General features: G+C 66.1%; 12 protein-coding genes and 1 tRNA gene. 5 read left to right on the plus strand and 8 right to left on the minus strand.

The genetic code is table 11. The features are described 5' to 3' along the window. Nucleotides 1-32: 32 nt before the first annotated feature. A complete protein-coding gene (locus tag K7711_RS00865; protein ID WP_308014382.1) occupies nt 33-548 on the plus strand; it encodes an SLOG cluster 4 domain-containing protein in 516 nt (171 codons plus the stop codon). Between the two features lie 146 nt (nt 549-694). Here K7711_RS00865 and K7711_RS00870 read toward each other — a convergent pair whose 3' ends face one another. Further along, the gene (locus K7711_RS00870; protein ID WP_222963973.1) at nt 695-1,606 is read right to left on the minus strand and encodes an MBL fold metallo-hydrolase; all 912 of its coding nucleotides are present in this window, start codon (nt 1,604-1,606) and stop codon (nt 695-697) included. A gap of 102 nt (nt 1,607-1,708) precedes the next feature. Here K7711_RS00870 and K7711_RS00875 point away from each other — a divergent pair, with 102 nt between their 5' ends. Further along, nucleotides 1,709-2,659, plus strand: a complete 951-nt coding sequence (locus tag K7711_RS00875; protein ID WP_222963975.1) for an AraC family transcriptional regulator — start codon at nt 1,709-1,711, stop codon at nt 2,657-2,659. A gap of 2 nt (nt 2,660-2,661) precedes the next feature. On the opposite strand, the gene K7711_RS00880 is transcribed toward K7711_RS00875, so the two are convergent. From K7711_RS00880 to K7711_RS00910, 7 genes are all read right to left on the minus strand, one after another. Next, the gene (locus K7711_RS00880; protein WP_222963977.1) at nt 2,662-3,261 is read right to left on the minus strand and encodes a Uma2 family endonuclease; all 600 of its coding nucleotides are present in this window, start codon (nt 3,259-3,261) and stop codon (nt 2,662-2,664) included. Nucleotides 3,262-3,309: 48 nt separating this feature from the next. Then, on the minus strand, nt 3,310-3,975 hold the full coding sequence (locus K7711_RS00885; RefSeq protein WP_235746672.1) for a nucleoside triphosphate pyrophosphohydrolase: 666 nt from the start codon (nt 3,973-3,975) through the stop codon (nt 3,310-3,312). Between the two features lie 53 nt (nt 3,976-4,028). Beyond that, nucleotides 4,029-7,715, minus strand: a complete 3,687-nt coding sequence (mfd, locus tag K7711_RS00890) for a transcription-repair coupling factor (RefSeq protein ID WP_222963981.1) — start codon at nt 7,713-7,715, stop codon at nt 4,029-4,031. A 90-nt stretch (nt 7,716-7,805) separates the two neighbouring features. Continuing rightward, nucleotides 7,806-8,069, minus strand: coding sequence for a Txe/YoeB family addiction module toxin (locus K7711_RS00895; protein WP_222963983.1), 264 nt, complete (start codon nt 8,067-8,069; stop codon nt 7,806-7,808). Continuing rightward, nucleotides 8,066-8,338 carry a type II toxin-antitoxin system Phd/YefM family antitoxin gene (locus K7711_RS00900; RefSeq protein WP_222963985.1) on the minus strand — a complete coding sequence of 91 codons (273 nt, stop codon included), beginning with the start codon at nt 8,336-8,338 and terminating at the stop codon, nt 8,066-8,068. The genes K7711_RS00895 and K7711_RS00900 overlap by 4 nt, the downstream gene beginning before the upstream one ends. A gap of 89 nt (nt 8,339-8,427) precedes the next feature. Further along, nucleotides 8,428-9,075 carry a TetR family transcriptional regulator gene (locus K7711_RS00905; RefSeq protein ID WP_040827914.1) on the minus strand — a complete coding sequence of 216 codons (648 nt, stop codon included), beginning with the start codon at nt 9,073-9,075 and terminating at the stop codon, nt 8,428-8,430. Between the two features lie 219 nt (nt 9,076-9,294). After that, nucleotides 9,295-9,930, minus strand: a complete 636-nt coding sequence (locus tag K7711_RS00910) for a TetR/AcrR family transcriptional regulator (protein WP_040827915.1) — start codon at nt 9,928-9,930, stop codon at nt 9,295-9,297. 620 nt (nt 9,931-10,550) lie between these two features. Between K7711_RS00910 and K7711_RS00915 the strand changes: the two genes are divergently transcribed. From K7711_RS00915 to K7711_RS00925, 3 genes are all read left to right on the plus strand, one after another. Next, nucleotides 10,551-10,621: transfer RNA gene (locus K7711_RS00915), tRNA-Gln, on the plus strand. A gap of 96 nt (nt 10,622-10,717) precedes the next feature. Next, nucleotides 10,718-12,208 carry a bifunctional UDP-N-acetylglucosamine diphosphorylase/glucosamine-1-phosphate N-acetyltransferase GlmU gene (gene glmU, locus K7711_RS00920; RefSeq protein ID WP_222963987.1) on the plus strand — a complete coding sequence of 497 codons (1,491 nt, stop codon included), beginning with the start codon at nt 10,718-10,720 and terminating at the stop codon, nt 12,206-12,208. Then, nucleotides 12,205-13,185 carry a ribose-phosphate diphosphokinase gene (locus tag K7711_RS00925; RefSeq protein ID WP_222963989.1) on the plus strand — a complete coding sequence of 327 codons (981 nt, stop codon included), beginning with the start codon at nt 12,205-12,207 and terminating at the stop codon, nt 13,183-13,185. Before glmU ends, K7711_RS00925 begins: the two co-directional genes overlap by 4 nt. Nucleotides 13,186-13,193: the final 8 nt, after the last annotated feature.

Genomic DNA, 13,193 nt, shown 5'->3' on the forward strand with positions numbered 1-13,193 from the left:
GCATACGTCGGAACGCCTGCCGGGAGTAGGCCGTGTCGCCGATTCAGGTCGCCGTCTGTGGTCCGCGGGAATGCACCGCGGCCGAGGCGGAGCATGCCCGGGTCGTCGGCGCGCTGCTGGCCGAGGCCGGGGTGACGGTGTTGTGCGGCGGCGGCGCCGGGGTGATGGCGGCGGTGGCCGCGGGGGCGAGCGCGGCCCGAGGACTGGTCATCGGCATCCGGCCCGACGACGATCCGGCCACGGCCTGTGCCGGACTCTCCGCGGTGATCCGGACGAATATGGGCGAGGCGCGCAATGCCGTCCTGGTCTCCTCCGCCGACGCGGTGATCGTCATCGGCGGATCCTGGGGCACCCTCTCGGAATTCGCGCTCGCCCACCGTCGCGGCACGGTTCCCGTGATCACGCTCGGCGGCTGGCAAGTGCTCGACAGCACCGGCGCACCGGTACCGAATCCCTCGATCACGGCACATACCCCGGCCGAAGCCGTCAGCTACGCACTGTCCCCAACCACCACTGAAAGCGAAGCCCCACAAGGGTATTCCCGCTAGCAGACGCCTGCTCGGCATCTCCCGAGCCGCCCATGCAGGATCACCTGATCGATCGGCACATCCCCTCGGATGGCTCGCGCTGCCGGCACCGACCATCCGTCGTACCGCTCCCGCACCGTCGCTTTTCTGTAGCAGCCCAGAGCAATTCAGCGCGACTCACTCATGGCTGCCCATTCGCCGAGCACGAAACCGCTTCCCGCGCGGCGGACTTCAACCGCACCGGAACCGCCGAGGTGGGCGGGTATCACCAATTCCTTTTCGTCGGCGGCACGTTCGACGACGCGACGGCGGGCGGTCGCGGCTTCGCGAGGATCCAGGCACAGGCAACTGCTGCAGGACGGATGCAGGAGTTGCATCGGACTGTGCACCATATCGCCGACGAAGACGGCGCGGTCGCCGCCCGATGCCAGGCGAACCACCGAGGAACCGGGAGTGTGACCGGGGGCGGGCTCGAGGGTGAGATTCTCGTCGATGCGGTAGGAGCCCTCCCACAGGACGCTCTGACCTGCGCGATGAACAGGAGCGAGACTGTCCTCGTACAGGAACTTGTCGTCGGGGCGGCGGCCGTTGGCGTAGTTGTTGCCGGGGCCGAAGTACGCTTCGTCGGCGGCCGGCATCAAGTACTGCGCATCGGGGAAGGTAGGGACCCACTCACCGTCGACGTCGTGCGTGTTCCAGCCGACGTGATCGCCGTGCAGATGGGTGTTGATCACGATATCGACCTCGTCCGGATGCACACCGGCCCGTGCCATGCGATCGGGAAAGTCGCCGTGCCGATGGTGGAACAACTCTCGTCCGGGTCGCTCGCGATCGTTGCCGACACCGGTGTCGATCAGGATGGTGCGGCCCCCGCTGCGCAACACCCACGTCTGGATCGCGGCCACGGTGCGTTCGCTGTCGGAGTCCCAGTGGTCCGGGGCGAGCCAGTCGGCATTGTCCCGCCAGGTCTGCTCGGTGGTGTCGGGCAGTAGTTCCGGACCGGGCATCAACGGCCCTCGCCATTCGATGACCCGGAAGATCTCGACCTCGCCGAGCACGATGCTCTGTGAACTTTCCATACCTCCCACACTATGGATACCAAATGAGCTGATCAATGCTCGATAATCTCCTTCAGATACGTATAAGTCTCGATATTGATCCGAATCGCTATCCTGGACCGCATGGATGTACTGAGCGACGCGATCGCCGCCATGCGCCTGGGACAGCCGTCGTCGAGCCGACTGCGCACCCGGGAGAGCGGGTGGTCCACCCGGCTGGACCCCTACGACGGCGCGGGTTTCCACATCGTCCTGCGGGGCAGCTGCTGGGTGCTCCCCGGCACGGGCGATCCGGTTCTGCTGGGGCCCGGCGACGCGGTGCTGCTGCCGCACGGCATCGAGCACGTACTCGCCGACCATCCACTGGACGAGCGAGCCGTGGCCCGCGCGGTGCCGTTCGAACGATGGCGCGATACGCAGATACCTGAAATATCTTCGGACACTGCCGAATTCGAGATCCTGTGCGGTAAATACCGGCTCGACCGCCGAGGGCAGCACCCTCTCGTCGCCGAACTGCCGCAGCTGATCCACCTGCCGACCCGCATCGGTGACCGCATCGAACTCCGCTCCGCGATCGATCTGCTCGGACTGGAACTGGACCGGCGCGGCCCCGGCTCGTGCATCGCGGTCCCCGGCCTGCTCGACCTGCTGCTGATCTACATGATCCGCGCGTGGATGGCCGAATCCAGTACCGGCCTGTGGCCTGCCGCACTGACCGATCCGATCACCGCGGCCGCCCTGCGCGCTCTGCACACTGCCCCGGCCGCCCCCTGGACCATCGACCGCCTCGCCGCCGAGACCGGCGTCTCCCGTGCCACCCTCGCCCGCCGATTCACCGCCCTGATCGGCCGGCCCCCGATGGCATACCTCACCTGGTGGCGCATGACCCGCGCCGCAGTCCTACTCCGCGACACCGCAGACCCGTTGGCCACCATCGCATCTCAGGTCGGCTACGCCACCCCGTACGCCTTCTCCCACGCCTTCACCAGACAATTCGGCCGAACCCCCGGCCGCTACCGCACCACCCACACCCGAATCCCCACCCCCACAACATCATTCGCCGCCGCCGACTGACTCTACGCCCGCTCCAACGCATCGAACGGAATCGTCGCCTCCACCGGCTCGTCGAGCAACAACACCCGCCGATGCACGGTATGCACCAGATACCGCCGCCCAGACCAGTCCAGCCGATACTCCTCGATCTCCTCGATCCGTTCTTCCTTCTGATCGAGCCGAATGATGAGATATATCGGAATCCCGGCTGTCGCATACTGAATGCGCTTGTCGTTGATATCCACATCGATGGTCGATCCGGATGTCACCTCGACCACCAGCAAGATGTGCTCACGCACGTAGTTGACGTCGTAGGGCTCACAATCGCGAATCCACACGTCGGGATAGCGGATGTTCAATCGCCGATCCTCGGCTGAGGACTCCGAATCTACGAATCGCGCCGCGACATCGGAATCAACCACCATGCAGGGACCACCGGGACGTCGCGCGGCTTCCAACATCCCGGCCAGCCGCCGAACGACACGGCTGTGCAGTGGACTCTGAGCCATCAGCCGGATGATCAGCCCCTGTACGATCTCGATATCGCCGAGACCGTCTGCCTTTCCGTCTGCAAATTCCTCCGCGGTCAGACGGAGTTCACGATGCTTGTCCGGGGCGCTCATGCCGAGATCATCGCAGATCCGACTACATCGGGCCATAACCGAACGCGCTCAGTGCGGCCAGTAGGTGTGCCAGTCGGCCGCGGTGAGGGCGGCGCGGTGGCCGCGGGCCTGTTCGGCGGTGTCTTCGGCGGTGCGGATGGCGTCGGCGAAGGTGAGGGTGGCTTTGCGGAGGCGTTCCTCGGCGCTTTCGGGGGCGCCGAGACGGATTTCCCGGAGGAGGTCGGGGACGAGGTCTTCGGGCAGGCCCGCCTTGGCGCTGCGGGAGCGGACCTTTTCGGCCAGGGCCAGGGCGGGTTGGGCCATGGCTATGCCGTCCAAGCAGGAGCGGCGGGACTTCTCCGCGGATTTCCTTTCCTCCCAGGCTTTTTCCTGGGCGGCGATCTTCTCCGCGACGGTGGCAGCGGGATCGATCGGATCCTCGCGCAGGTGCGGGCTGCGGTGCACGAGTTTGGCGACCAGGGCGGCGGCCACGTCGTCGACGGTGAATTCGCCTGCGGCCTCGGCGATTCGGGAATGGAACAGCACCTGCAGCAGCAGATCGCCGAGTTCCTCCTTGATGGTGGCCGTATCGCCCTGCTGGATCGCGTCGAGCAGCTCGTAGGTCTCCTCGAGCAGGTACGGGCGCAGGGAATCGTGTGTCTGGGTGACCTCCCAACCACCGAAACTCCACAGCCGGTCCATCACCTCGACGGCCTCGGACAGGCCGTGCGCCATCTGGACGGAATCGGCCGTGTGCGCCGGATCCGCCGCATCGGATTCGGGAGCACTCATCGCGCCGCCGACACCTCCGTGGCGACGCGCAGATCGACTGTGCCCTGCGGCTTTCCGTCCAGTGCGAGCAGCATGTCGGCGATGAACTGGAGCAGTTGCACGTCGCGCACCCGCGCCGCGCCGACGCTGTCCTGCACCCGCGGCAACGCCAGTTGCACGATGCCGGTGGTCGGGCGGTAGGTCGCCGTCGGGTAGAGGCGCTTGAGGCGCAGCTGCTTGGAATCGGGCAGCTGCATCGGCGAGAGTTTCAGCGTCGTCCCGGTGACACCGACCTCGGTGAGCCCGTACTCGCGACACAGCAGCCGCAGCTTGGCGACCGACACCAGCCGGCCCACCTCCACCGGCAGCGGCCCGTACCGGTCGACGAGTTCCTCCACCACCGTGGCCAGCGCCGCATCATCCTGTGCCGCAGCGAGTTTGCGATATGCCTCGAGGCGCAGGCGGTCGCTGGAGATGTAGTCGGGCGGGATGTGCGCGTCCACGGGGAGATCGATGCGCACCTCCTTGATCTCCTCGTCGGTGACGATCGGACGGCCGTCGGCAGCGGCGCGATACGCCTCCACGGCCTCCCCGACCAGCCGCACGTACAGATCGAAGCCGACACCGGCGACATGTCCGGACTGTTCGGCGCCCAGAACGTTACCGGCGCCGCGGATTTCGAGATCCTTCATCGCCACGGCCATACCCGCGCCCAGATCCGAATTCTGCGAGATGGTGGCCAGCCGGTCATAGGCGGTCTCGGTGAGCGGCTTCTCCGGCGGATACAAGAAGTACGCGTAACCGCGCTCGCGGCTGCGCCCGACCCGGCCGCGCAACTGGTGCAACTGCGAAAGCCCCAGTGCATCAGCGCGTTCCACGATCAACGTGTTGGCATTGGAGATATCCAGGCCGGTCTCGATGATGGTGGTACACATCAGCACGTCGGTCTCGCGCTCCCAGAACCCCTGCACGGTGCGCTCGAGGGTGTCCTCGTTCATCTGACCGTGCGCGATCGCCACCCGCGCCTCGGGCACCAGATCGCGAATCCGCTTGGCCGCCTTGTCGATCGAGGACACCCGGTTGTGCACGTAGAACACCTGGCCGTCGCGCAGCAACTCGCGGCGAATCGCGGCGGCGACCTGCTTGTCGTTGTACGCGCCGACATAGGTCAGGATCGGATGCCGTTCCTCGGGCGGGGTGAGGATGGTCGACATCTCGCGGATGCCGGCCAGGCTCATCTCCAGGGTGCGCGGAATCGGCGTCGCGGACATGGTCAGCATGTCCACGTGCGTGCGCAGCGCCTTGATGTGCTCCTTGTGCTCGACGCCGAACCGCTGCTCCTCGTCGATGACGACCAGGCCCAGATCCTTCCACCGCACACCGGTCTGCAGCAGGCGATGCGTGCCGACGACGATGTCCACCTCGCCGGTCGTCATGCCCTCCAGCACTTCTCGCGATTCGGCCGGATCGGTGAAGCGGGACAGGCCCTTCACGGTCACCGGGAATCCGGCGACGCGCTCGGCGAAGGTCTGCAGATGCTGCTGGGCCAGCAGGGTCGTGGGCACCAGCACCGCGACCTGTTTACCGTCCTGCACGGCCTTGAACGCCGCGCGCACCGCGATTTCGGTCTTGCCGTAGCCGACGTCGCCGCAGATCACCCGGTCCATCGGGACGGCCTTCTCCATATCGGACTTGACCTCGGCGATGGCGGTGAGCTGATCGTGCGTCTCGGTGAACGCGAACGCGTCCTCCATCTCCTGCTGCCACGGGCTGTCGGAGGCGAAGGCGTGTCCGGGGGCGGCCTGACGCGCCGCGTACAGCTGCACGAGTTCGGTCGCGATCTCGCGAACCGCCTTGCGCGCCTTGCGTTTGGTATTGGACCAATCCGAACCGCCGAGTTTGGACAGGCTCGGCATCTCGCCACCGACGTAGCGGGAGAGCTGGTCGAGCGAATCCATCGGCACGAACAGCCGGTCGCCGGGCTGGCCGCGTTTACTCGGCGCGTATTCGATGACCAGGTACTCCCGGCGCGCGCCGCCGATGGTGCGCTCGATCATCTCGACGAAACGGCCGATGCCGTGCTGATCGTGCACGACCATGTCGCCGGAGCTCAGCGCCAGGGGATCGACCTGGTTGCGACGCCGCGCGGGCAGCTTCTTGCCCTCGCCGGGTGCGGTGACGCGGTTGCCGGTCAGATCCGATTCGGCGATGACGACCAGTTTCGCGTCGTCGAAGACCACGCCGTCGTGCAGGGAACCGCACAGCACTCCGACCAGACCGCGCACCGGTTCCGCGCCGGGTTCGAGCGTCGCCGCGGGAACCTCGGCATCGGCGAGACGTTCCAGAATGCGTTGCGCCGTACCGTGTCCGGCTACCACGATGACCGCGCGCCCACCGGCGGTAGCGTCGGGCCCGGAGGCGGCAGCTTGCGTAACCACGGAGGGCCCCGCGGACGCCGCATCGACACTGCTGCTGACATGTGCGCGCAGCGAGGCGAAGACCGTCGCGACGAGTTCCTCGGAACCGCGGGCGGCCGGTGCGGCCAGGACGGGCAGCACGACCTCGGCCGGATCACCGGAGGACAGCGGGCTCATCGTCCACCACGGCAGTTCACGAGCGTCGGCGTCGGCGTGGATGACGTCCAGGCCGCGGTAGGCCGAGGCGGCCAGATCCAGGCCGTGCGCGCCCAGCGGGGCCGTCGCGCCGAACGAGGCCGCCGTCCAGGACGCTTCCAGGAATTCCTGACCGGTGCGCACCAGATCCGCGGCGCGGGTGCGGATCTTCTCCGGATCACACAGCAGCACATGGGTTCCGTCGGGCAGGACGTCGGTGAGCAGTTCCAGGCCCTGGGGGCGCAGCACCGGCAGCAGCGCTTCCATGCCCTCCACGGCGATGCCCTCGGCGAGCTTGTCCAGCATCTCCACCAGGGCGGCGTCGGCGGCGTTGTCGGCGGCGACCTCGGCCGCGCGAGCTCGCAGATCCTCGGTGAGCAGCAGCTCACGACAGGGTTGCGCGACAACGACTTCCACCGTGATGTCGGTCAGCGAGCGCTGATCGGCGACCGCGAAGGCCCGCAGCTCGCTGATCTCCTCGCCCCAGAACTCCACGCGCACAGGGTGATCGGCGGTCGGGGGGAAGATGTCGAGAATGCCGCCGCGCACCGCGAATTCGCCGCGCTTGCCGACCATGTCGACCCGCTCGTAGGCGAATTCGACCAGCCGAGCGATCAATTCGTCCAGTTCGAATTCCGCGCCGACGCGCAGCACCACCGGCTCGACATCGCCCAGCCCCGAGGCCATCGGCTGCATCAGCGACCGGACCGTGGTGACCACGATCCGCAGCGGCTCGGCGTACGGATCCTCCGGATGCGCCAGCCGCCGCAACACCTGCAGACGGCGCCCGACCGTATCGGCACTGGGCGAGAGGCGCTCGTGCGGCAGCGTCTCCCACGACGGGAACAACGCCACACCCGGCCCGGCGATCTCCGCCAGCTCCACGGTCAGGTCATCGGCCTCGCGCCCCGTAGCGGTGACCACCACCAGCGGCCGCTCCCCCGCCAGCGTCGCCGCCACGAACGGCCGCGCTGCCGACGGGGCCACCAACTGCACCGGCGAATGCCCCACCAACCCCCTGACCTCGGCAAGCGCAGTATCGGCACCGGCCACCGCGGCCAGTCCCGCAAGAGGTGGGCGTTGGGTGGACATGAACAGACTCCTGGCGCAAATGGGCATCACACGGCGGCCAACCGAGTCTAATCACCACCCCCGACAGCTCCCCACCCAGCACCCGCGCACTCACTCGTTGTAGTGGTACTGCGCCTTCATGATCTTGACTTCCTTGTCGTCAGCCCGATACACGAGCCGATGTTCATCATCGATGCGTCGCGACCAATACCCCGACAACTCACCCTTCAACGGCTCCGGCTTGCCGATCCCGCTGAACGGCTCACGCTGGATCTCACCGATCAGTCGCGTAATGCGCTTGGCCATCTTGCGATCCGCGCCGAGCCAGAACAGGAAGTCCTCCCACGCAGCGGGATCGAAGCGAATGCTCCTCACACATCACCTGCCAGCGATTCCAGCTCGTCCATTGTCTTGACCACGTCGGCGGTTTCCGCACGATCACGAGCAACGGCCTCCATCAGCCGCCGGGCGTTGGCAGGAGAACGAAGCAGATAGATGGTCTCCTGCCACGAGTCATAGTCCTCGGCGGACATGAGTATCGCGTCCCCACCCTTCGAACTGATGCGGACAGGCAGGTGGTCGTCGTTGACCTGCTGAATCAGCGGGAACAACCGCGAACGAGCATCGCTGGCACTGATAGTCATCGAAACACCCCTAAGTTCGGTCTCAACAATATCGTACCACTCAGGTACGACATTGTTGTACCACTTAGGTTATTGGCCCGTGAGCGCCCCTACGGCACGTAGCGGCGCAAACGACGCGCGGCGAACTCGCGGAAGTACGCGAGCTTCTCCTCCGGCACGATCGACGGAAGCAGGAAGTACCAGAGACGTTCCATGCGTACGGCCATCTGGTCGATCGAGTCCGTGCCCACGGCGGTGATGTGCACGCCCGCGGTCATCTCCTGCAGCAGCATGCCGATCGTGTCGGGGTCCAGGTCACTCTTCAGATCCCCCTGAGCGACAGCGCGTTCGGCGAGCAGGCGGTGCGTCTCACCCCAGGTCTTGGCGATGTTGTCGCCGCTGGCGCCGCGATAGTCGCCGATCTGATGGGTCAGCTTGAGCATCGCGCCGACCATCGGGTCGTTCATGGTGAGATCGGCTACCACGTAGGTGATTCCGATGGATGCCTCGAGTGCGGGCACCCGCGGATCGAAGAAGCCCTGACATGCGCTGACCAGGCGTTCGTTGCCCTGGTCGACCACCGCGCGAGCCAGCTCCTCCTTGGAGCCGAAGTGGAAGTACAACGCGCCCTTGGTGACATTGGACTGCGCGATGATCTCGCTCAGGCTCGCGTTCGCGTAGCCCAGGCGCAGAAAGACATCGGCCGCGCCCGCAAGGACGGAATCGCGCGTGATCTCCGCGCGCGCTTGCCTAGCCATCAGATCCGCCTGTCCTCAATCCAGCCATCCCGAAGTAGACCGACATCCCGAAGTTGACCGACATCACAGCTCGAACAGCACTTGAAGGATGGGTGAACCGTACCATCCGACCGGCCCGCGCCAGTGGAATCGAGCATTCAGACCGGCCTCCGTCGCTAATTTTGGGTTAACTGTCCAGTTCCTCCGCCGATTACGCACCGTACCGACGCGCGAGGCGAATTACGGTGTTGCGCCGCCGGAAGATTCGGGGACCCCGCTGGGCCATTCCGACGCCAGTTGCGGATCGGCCTCGAGGTGGGTCAGCCCGTTCCAGCAGAGATTGACCAGATGCGCGGCGACCACTTCCTTGGAGGGTTCGCGCTCGTCCAGCCACCAGGTCGCGGCCGTGGCGACCATGCCGACCAATGCCTGCGCGTACAGCGTGGCCAGGCTGGTGTCGAAGCCGCGTCGGCCGAAATCCCCGGCGAGAATGTGTGCGACCTGGTTGACCGCCTCGTTCAGCAGGCTCGAGTAGGTGCCCTCGGCCGCGGCGGCGGGTTGATCGCGCATCAGAATGCGGAATCCGTCGGTGCGTTCCTCGATATAGGTCAGCAACGCCAGTGCCACCTGTTCCAGGCGCACCCGGGACCGATTCTGCGTCAACGAGGAGGTGACCATGTGCAGCAGCGAGGACATCTCCCGGTCCACGACGACCGCGTACAGCCCCTCTTTACCGCCGAAATGTTCGTAGACAACAGGTTTGGACACCTGAGCCCGCTGTGCGATCTCCTCGATCGAGGTGGCGTCGTAACCGCGTTCGGCGAACAGTGTCCGACCGATTTCGATCAACTGTTGCCGCCGTTGGGTTCCGGTCATGCGCGCCCGCCCCACCCGGTTCGAATCACCCGAGGTCATCACCCACCACCTCCCTGCGCATCCGTCCAACTTGCCACGACAACTCTTGCAGACCGTTCACGACGCGCGCGCGGTACCCTGTCGCGCGGTCTGTTGAACACCACATCTTCACCCCCGGATTCCAGTACGAATTCCCCATTTCCCACCCGTCCCGCAACGCTCCGGCCACCGCAGAATCACCAATAACTCATCTCCTGTGAGCCATCGACGGCAACCCGACCCGACGCCCGGCCTCCTCGACCGTCGAATCACCGGCGCGCACGAGTTCACCTGGCACCCGACTGTCGGCCGCCGACGCGAGTCCCCACGGCACAGTCTCGTGCGATACCGACGTACCAACCGATTTCGCACGTACATGGGTAACTCCCCGGGTACGCCCACGTCCGACGCCGCTCCTGACCGTCGGCCCGACGCCCGAGCCCGCGGTCATCCGACGGCACGCTGAAGGCGCGGAGGGGCGGAGAAGCACGCTGAAGTCCCGGAGAGGCGGATCAGAGTGGCGGATCAGCCCCTGGGCATGCGAGGATCTACGCGCATGCCGTGGCGCAGCGGTGGGTTCGCGAGATCCGCCGGTGTGACAATCCGCCGTAGTGTAATGGCAGCACCACTGATTTTGGTTCAGTTAGTCCAGGTTCGAGTCCTGGCGGCGGAGCTCGGGAGCGCGGTGGCTATGGTGGTCCGCGCCCGCCCCACCCGATGACATCCGATACTGACGACGACACCCGACGACGCCAGCCGAGGGAGATCCATGCCACAGCAGACCGCCGTCGTCGTTCTCGCTGCCGGAGCCGGAACTCGAATGCGGTCCAAGACACCGAAGGTGCTGCACTCGATGGCCGGACGCAGCATGCTCGCGCACGCGCTGCATGCCGCCGACGAGATCGACCCCACGTACCTGGTCGCCGTCATCGGCCACGACCGCCACCAGGTCGGCGCGGCAGTGAATGCCGTTGCGGCGGAACTGAATCGGGAGATCGTCCCGGCCGTTCAGGAGCAGCAGCTCGGCACCGGGCACGCCGTGCAGTGCGCACTCGGAGCACTGCCGGAGGACTTCACCGGCGATCTGCTGGTCACCTCCGCCGACGTGCCGCTGCTGGACGGGCACACCCTCTCGGCCCTGCTCGACGAACATCGCAGCTACCCCGAACGTTCCGCGGTCACCGTGCTGACCTTCGAGCCCGAGGATCCGAACGGATACGGCCGCATCGTCCGCGACGACAAGGGCCGGGTGCTGGAGATCGTCGAACATGCCGACGCCACCCCGGAACAGGCCGCGATCAACGAGGTCAACTCGGGTGTGTACGTCTTCGACGCCACCGTCCTGCGGGTCATGATCGGTCGCCTCACCACCGCCAACGCGCAGCACGAGCTCTACCTGACCGATGTGCTGAAGCTGGCCCGCGAAGCCGGGCATCCGGTGCACGGCGCGCGGCTGATCGATGCGAACAAGGTGACCGGCGTCAACGACCGGGTGCAGATGGCCGCGGCCGCACGAACCCTGAACCGCTACATCCTCGAACGCCATATGCGCGCCGGAGTCACCGTCATCGATCCGGCCACCACCTGGGTCGATGCGAACGTGCGGATCGGCCGCGACGCGGTGCTGCGGCCCGGGGTGCAGTTGATGGGCAACACCGTCGTCGGCGAGGACGCCGAAGTCGGGCCGGACAGCACACTCACCGACGTGATCGTCGGCGACGGCGCGCGCGTGGTGCGCACCCACGGTGAGGGTGCGACCATCGGCCCCTCGGCCTCCATCGGCCCCTTCGCCTACCTGCGGCCCGGCACCATCGTCGGAATCTCCGGCAAGCTCGGAGCTTTCGTGGAGACCAAGAACGCCTCGATCGGCGCGCACACCAAAGTGCCGCACCTGACCTACGTCGGCGACGCGACCATCGGCGAGTACAGCAACATCGGCGCGTCCAGCGTGTTCGTCAACTACGACGGTGTGAACAAGCACCACACGACGATCGGCTCACACGTCCGGACCGGCAGCGACACCATGTTCATCGCCCCGGTCACGGTGGGTGACGGCGCCTATTCCGCGGCGGGTACTGTGCTGCGTAGAAACGTTCCGCCCGGCGCTCTGGCCGTCTCGGGTGGTGCACAGCGCAATATCGAGGGCTGGGTGCAGCGGAAACGTCCAGGGACCGCATCAGCACAGGCCGCGGCCGAGGCACTCGAGGCCGCGGGTACAGCGAGTCAAGCAACCGAGCAAAAGGATGGCGACAGAGAGTGACCGCATTCTCGACGGATAACCAGAAGAACCTGATGCTGTTCTCGGGGCGCGCTCACCCCGAGTTGGCCGAGCAGGTCGCGAAGGAGCTGGACGTCTCCATCACCCCGCAGACGGCTCGCGATTTCGCCAACGGCGAGATCTTCGTCCGGTTCGAGGAATCCGTGCGCGGCTCGGATGCCTTTGTGCTGCAAAGCTTTCCGGCCCCTCTGAACGAGTGGCTGATGGAGCACCTGATCATGATCGACGCGCTCAAGCGCGGGTCGGCCAAGCGGATCACCTCGGTGCTGCCCTTCTACCCGTACGCCCGTCAGGACAAGAAGCACCGCGGCCGCGAGCCCATCTCCGCGCGTCTGGTCGCCGATCTGCTCAAGACCGCCGGTTCGGACCGCATCATCACCGTCGACCTGCACACCGACCAGATCCAGGGCTTCTTCGACGGCCCGGTGGACCACATGCACGCGCTGGTCCAGCTCTCGGAGTACGTGCGCACCCACTACTCCACCGAGAACGTCACCGTCGTATCCCCCGACGCGGGCCGGGTCAAGGTCGCCGAGAAGTGGGCCGACTCGCTCAGCGGCGCGCCGGTCGCGTTCATCCACAAGACCCGTGACCCGTTGGTCCCCAACCAGGTCAAATCGCATCGGCCGGTCGGTGATGTCGAAGGGCGTACCTGCATTCTGATCGACGACATGATCGACACCGGCGGCACCATCGCCGAAGCCGTGCGGGTTCTGCGCGAGGCCGGTGCGGGCGATGTCGTTATCGCTGCCACCCACGGGGTGCTGTCGGCTCCGGCTGCCGAGCGGTTGTCGTCGTGTGGGGCGAAGGAGGTGATCGTCACGAATACGTTGCCGATTACCGAGGATAAGAAGTTTTCTTCGTTGACGGTGTTGTCTATTGCTCCGTTGTTGGCTCGGACCATTCGTGAGGTTTTCGAGAATGGGTCTGTTACGGGGTTGTTCAACGGGAATGCTTGAGGTTTCGG

The organism is Nocardia coffeae, assembly GCF_019890715.1.
GTDB classification, from domain to species: domain Bacteria; phylum Actinomycetota; class Actinomycetes; order Mycobacteriales; family Mycobacteriaceae; genus Nocardia; species Nocardia jiangxiensis.

Coding starts and splice junctions, on each gene's coding strand:
- K7711_RS00910 (WP_040827915.1), bottom strand. CDS start 9,930: ATGACCGGAACCCAACGGCGGCAACAGTTGATCGAAATCGGTCGGACA.
- K7711_RS00885 (WP_235746672.1), bottom strand. CDS start 3,975: ATGGCGCACGGCCTGTCCGAGGCCGTCGAGGTGATGGACCGGCTGTGG.
- glmU (WP_222963987.1), top strand. CDS start 10,718: ATGCCACAGCAGACCGCCGTCGTCGTTCTCGCTGCCGGAGCCGGAACT.
- K7711_RS00900 (WP_222963985.1), bottom strand. CDS start 8,338: ATGACTATCAGTGCCAGCGATGCTCGTTCGCGGTTGTTCCCGCTGATT.
- K7711_RS00870 (WP_222963973.1), bottom strand. CDS start 1,606: ATGGAAAGTTCACAGAGCATCGTGCTCGGCGAGGTCGAGATCTTCCGG.
- mfd (WP_222963981.1), bottom strand. CDS start 7,715: ATGTCCACCCAACGCCCACCTCTTGCGGGACTGGCCGCGGTGGCCGGT.
- K7711_RS00875 (WP_222963975.1), top strand. CDS start 1,709: ATGGATGTACTGAGCGACGCGATCGCCGCCATGCGCCTGGGACAGCCG.
- K7711_RS00880 (WP_222963977.1), bottom strand. CDS start 3,261: ATGAGCGCCCCGGACAAGCATCGTGAACTCCGTCTGACCGCGGAGGAA.
- K7711_RS00905 (WP_040827914.1), bottom strand. CDS start 9,075: ATGGCTAGGCAAGCGCGCGCGGAGATCACGCGCGATTCCGTCCTTGCG.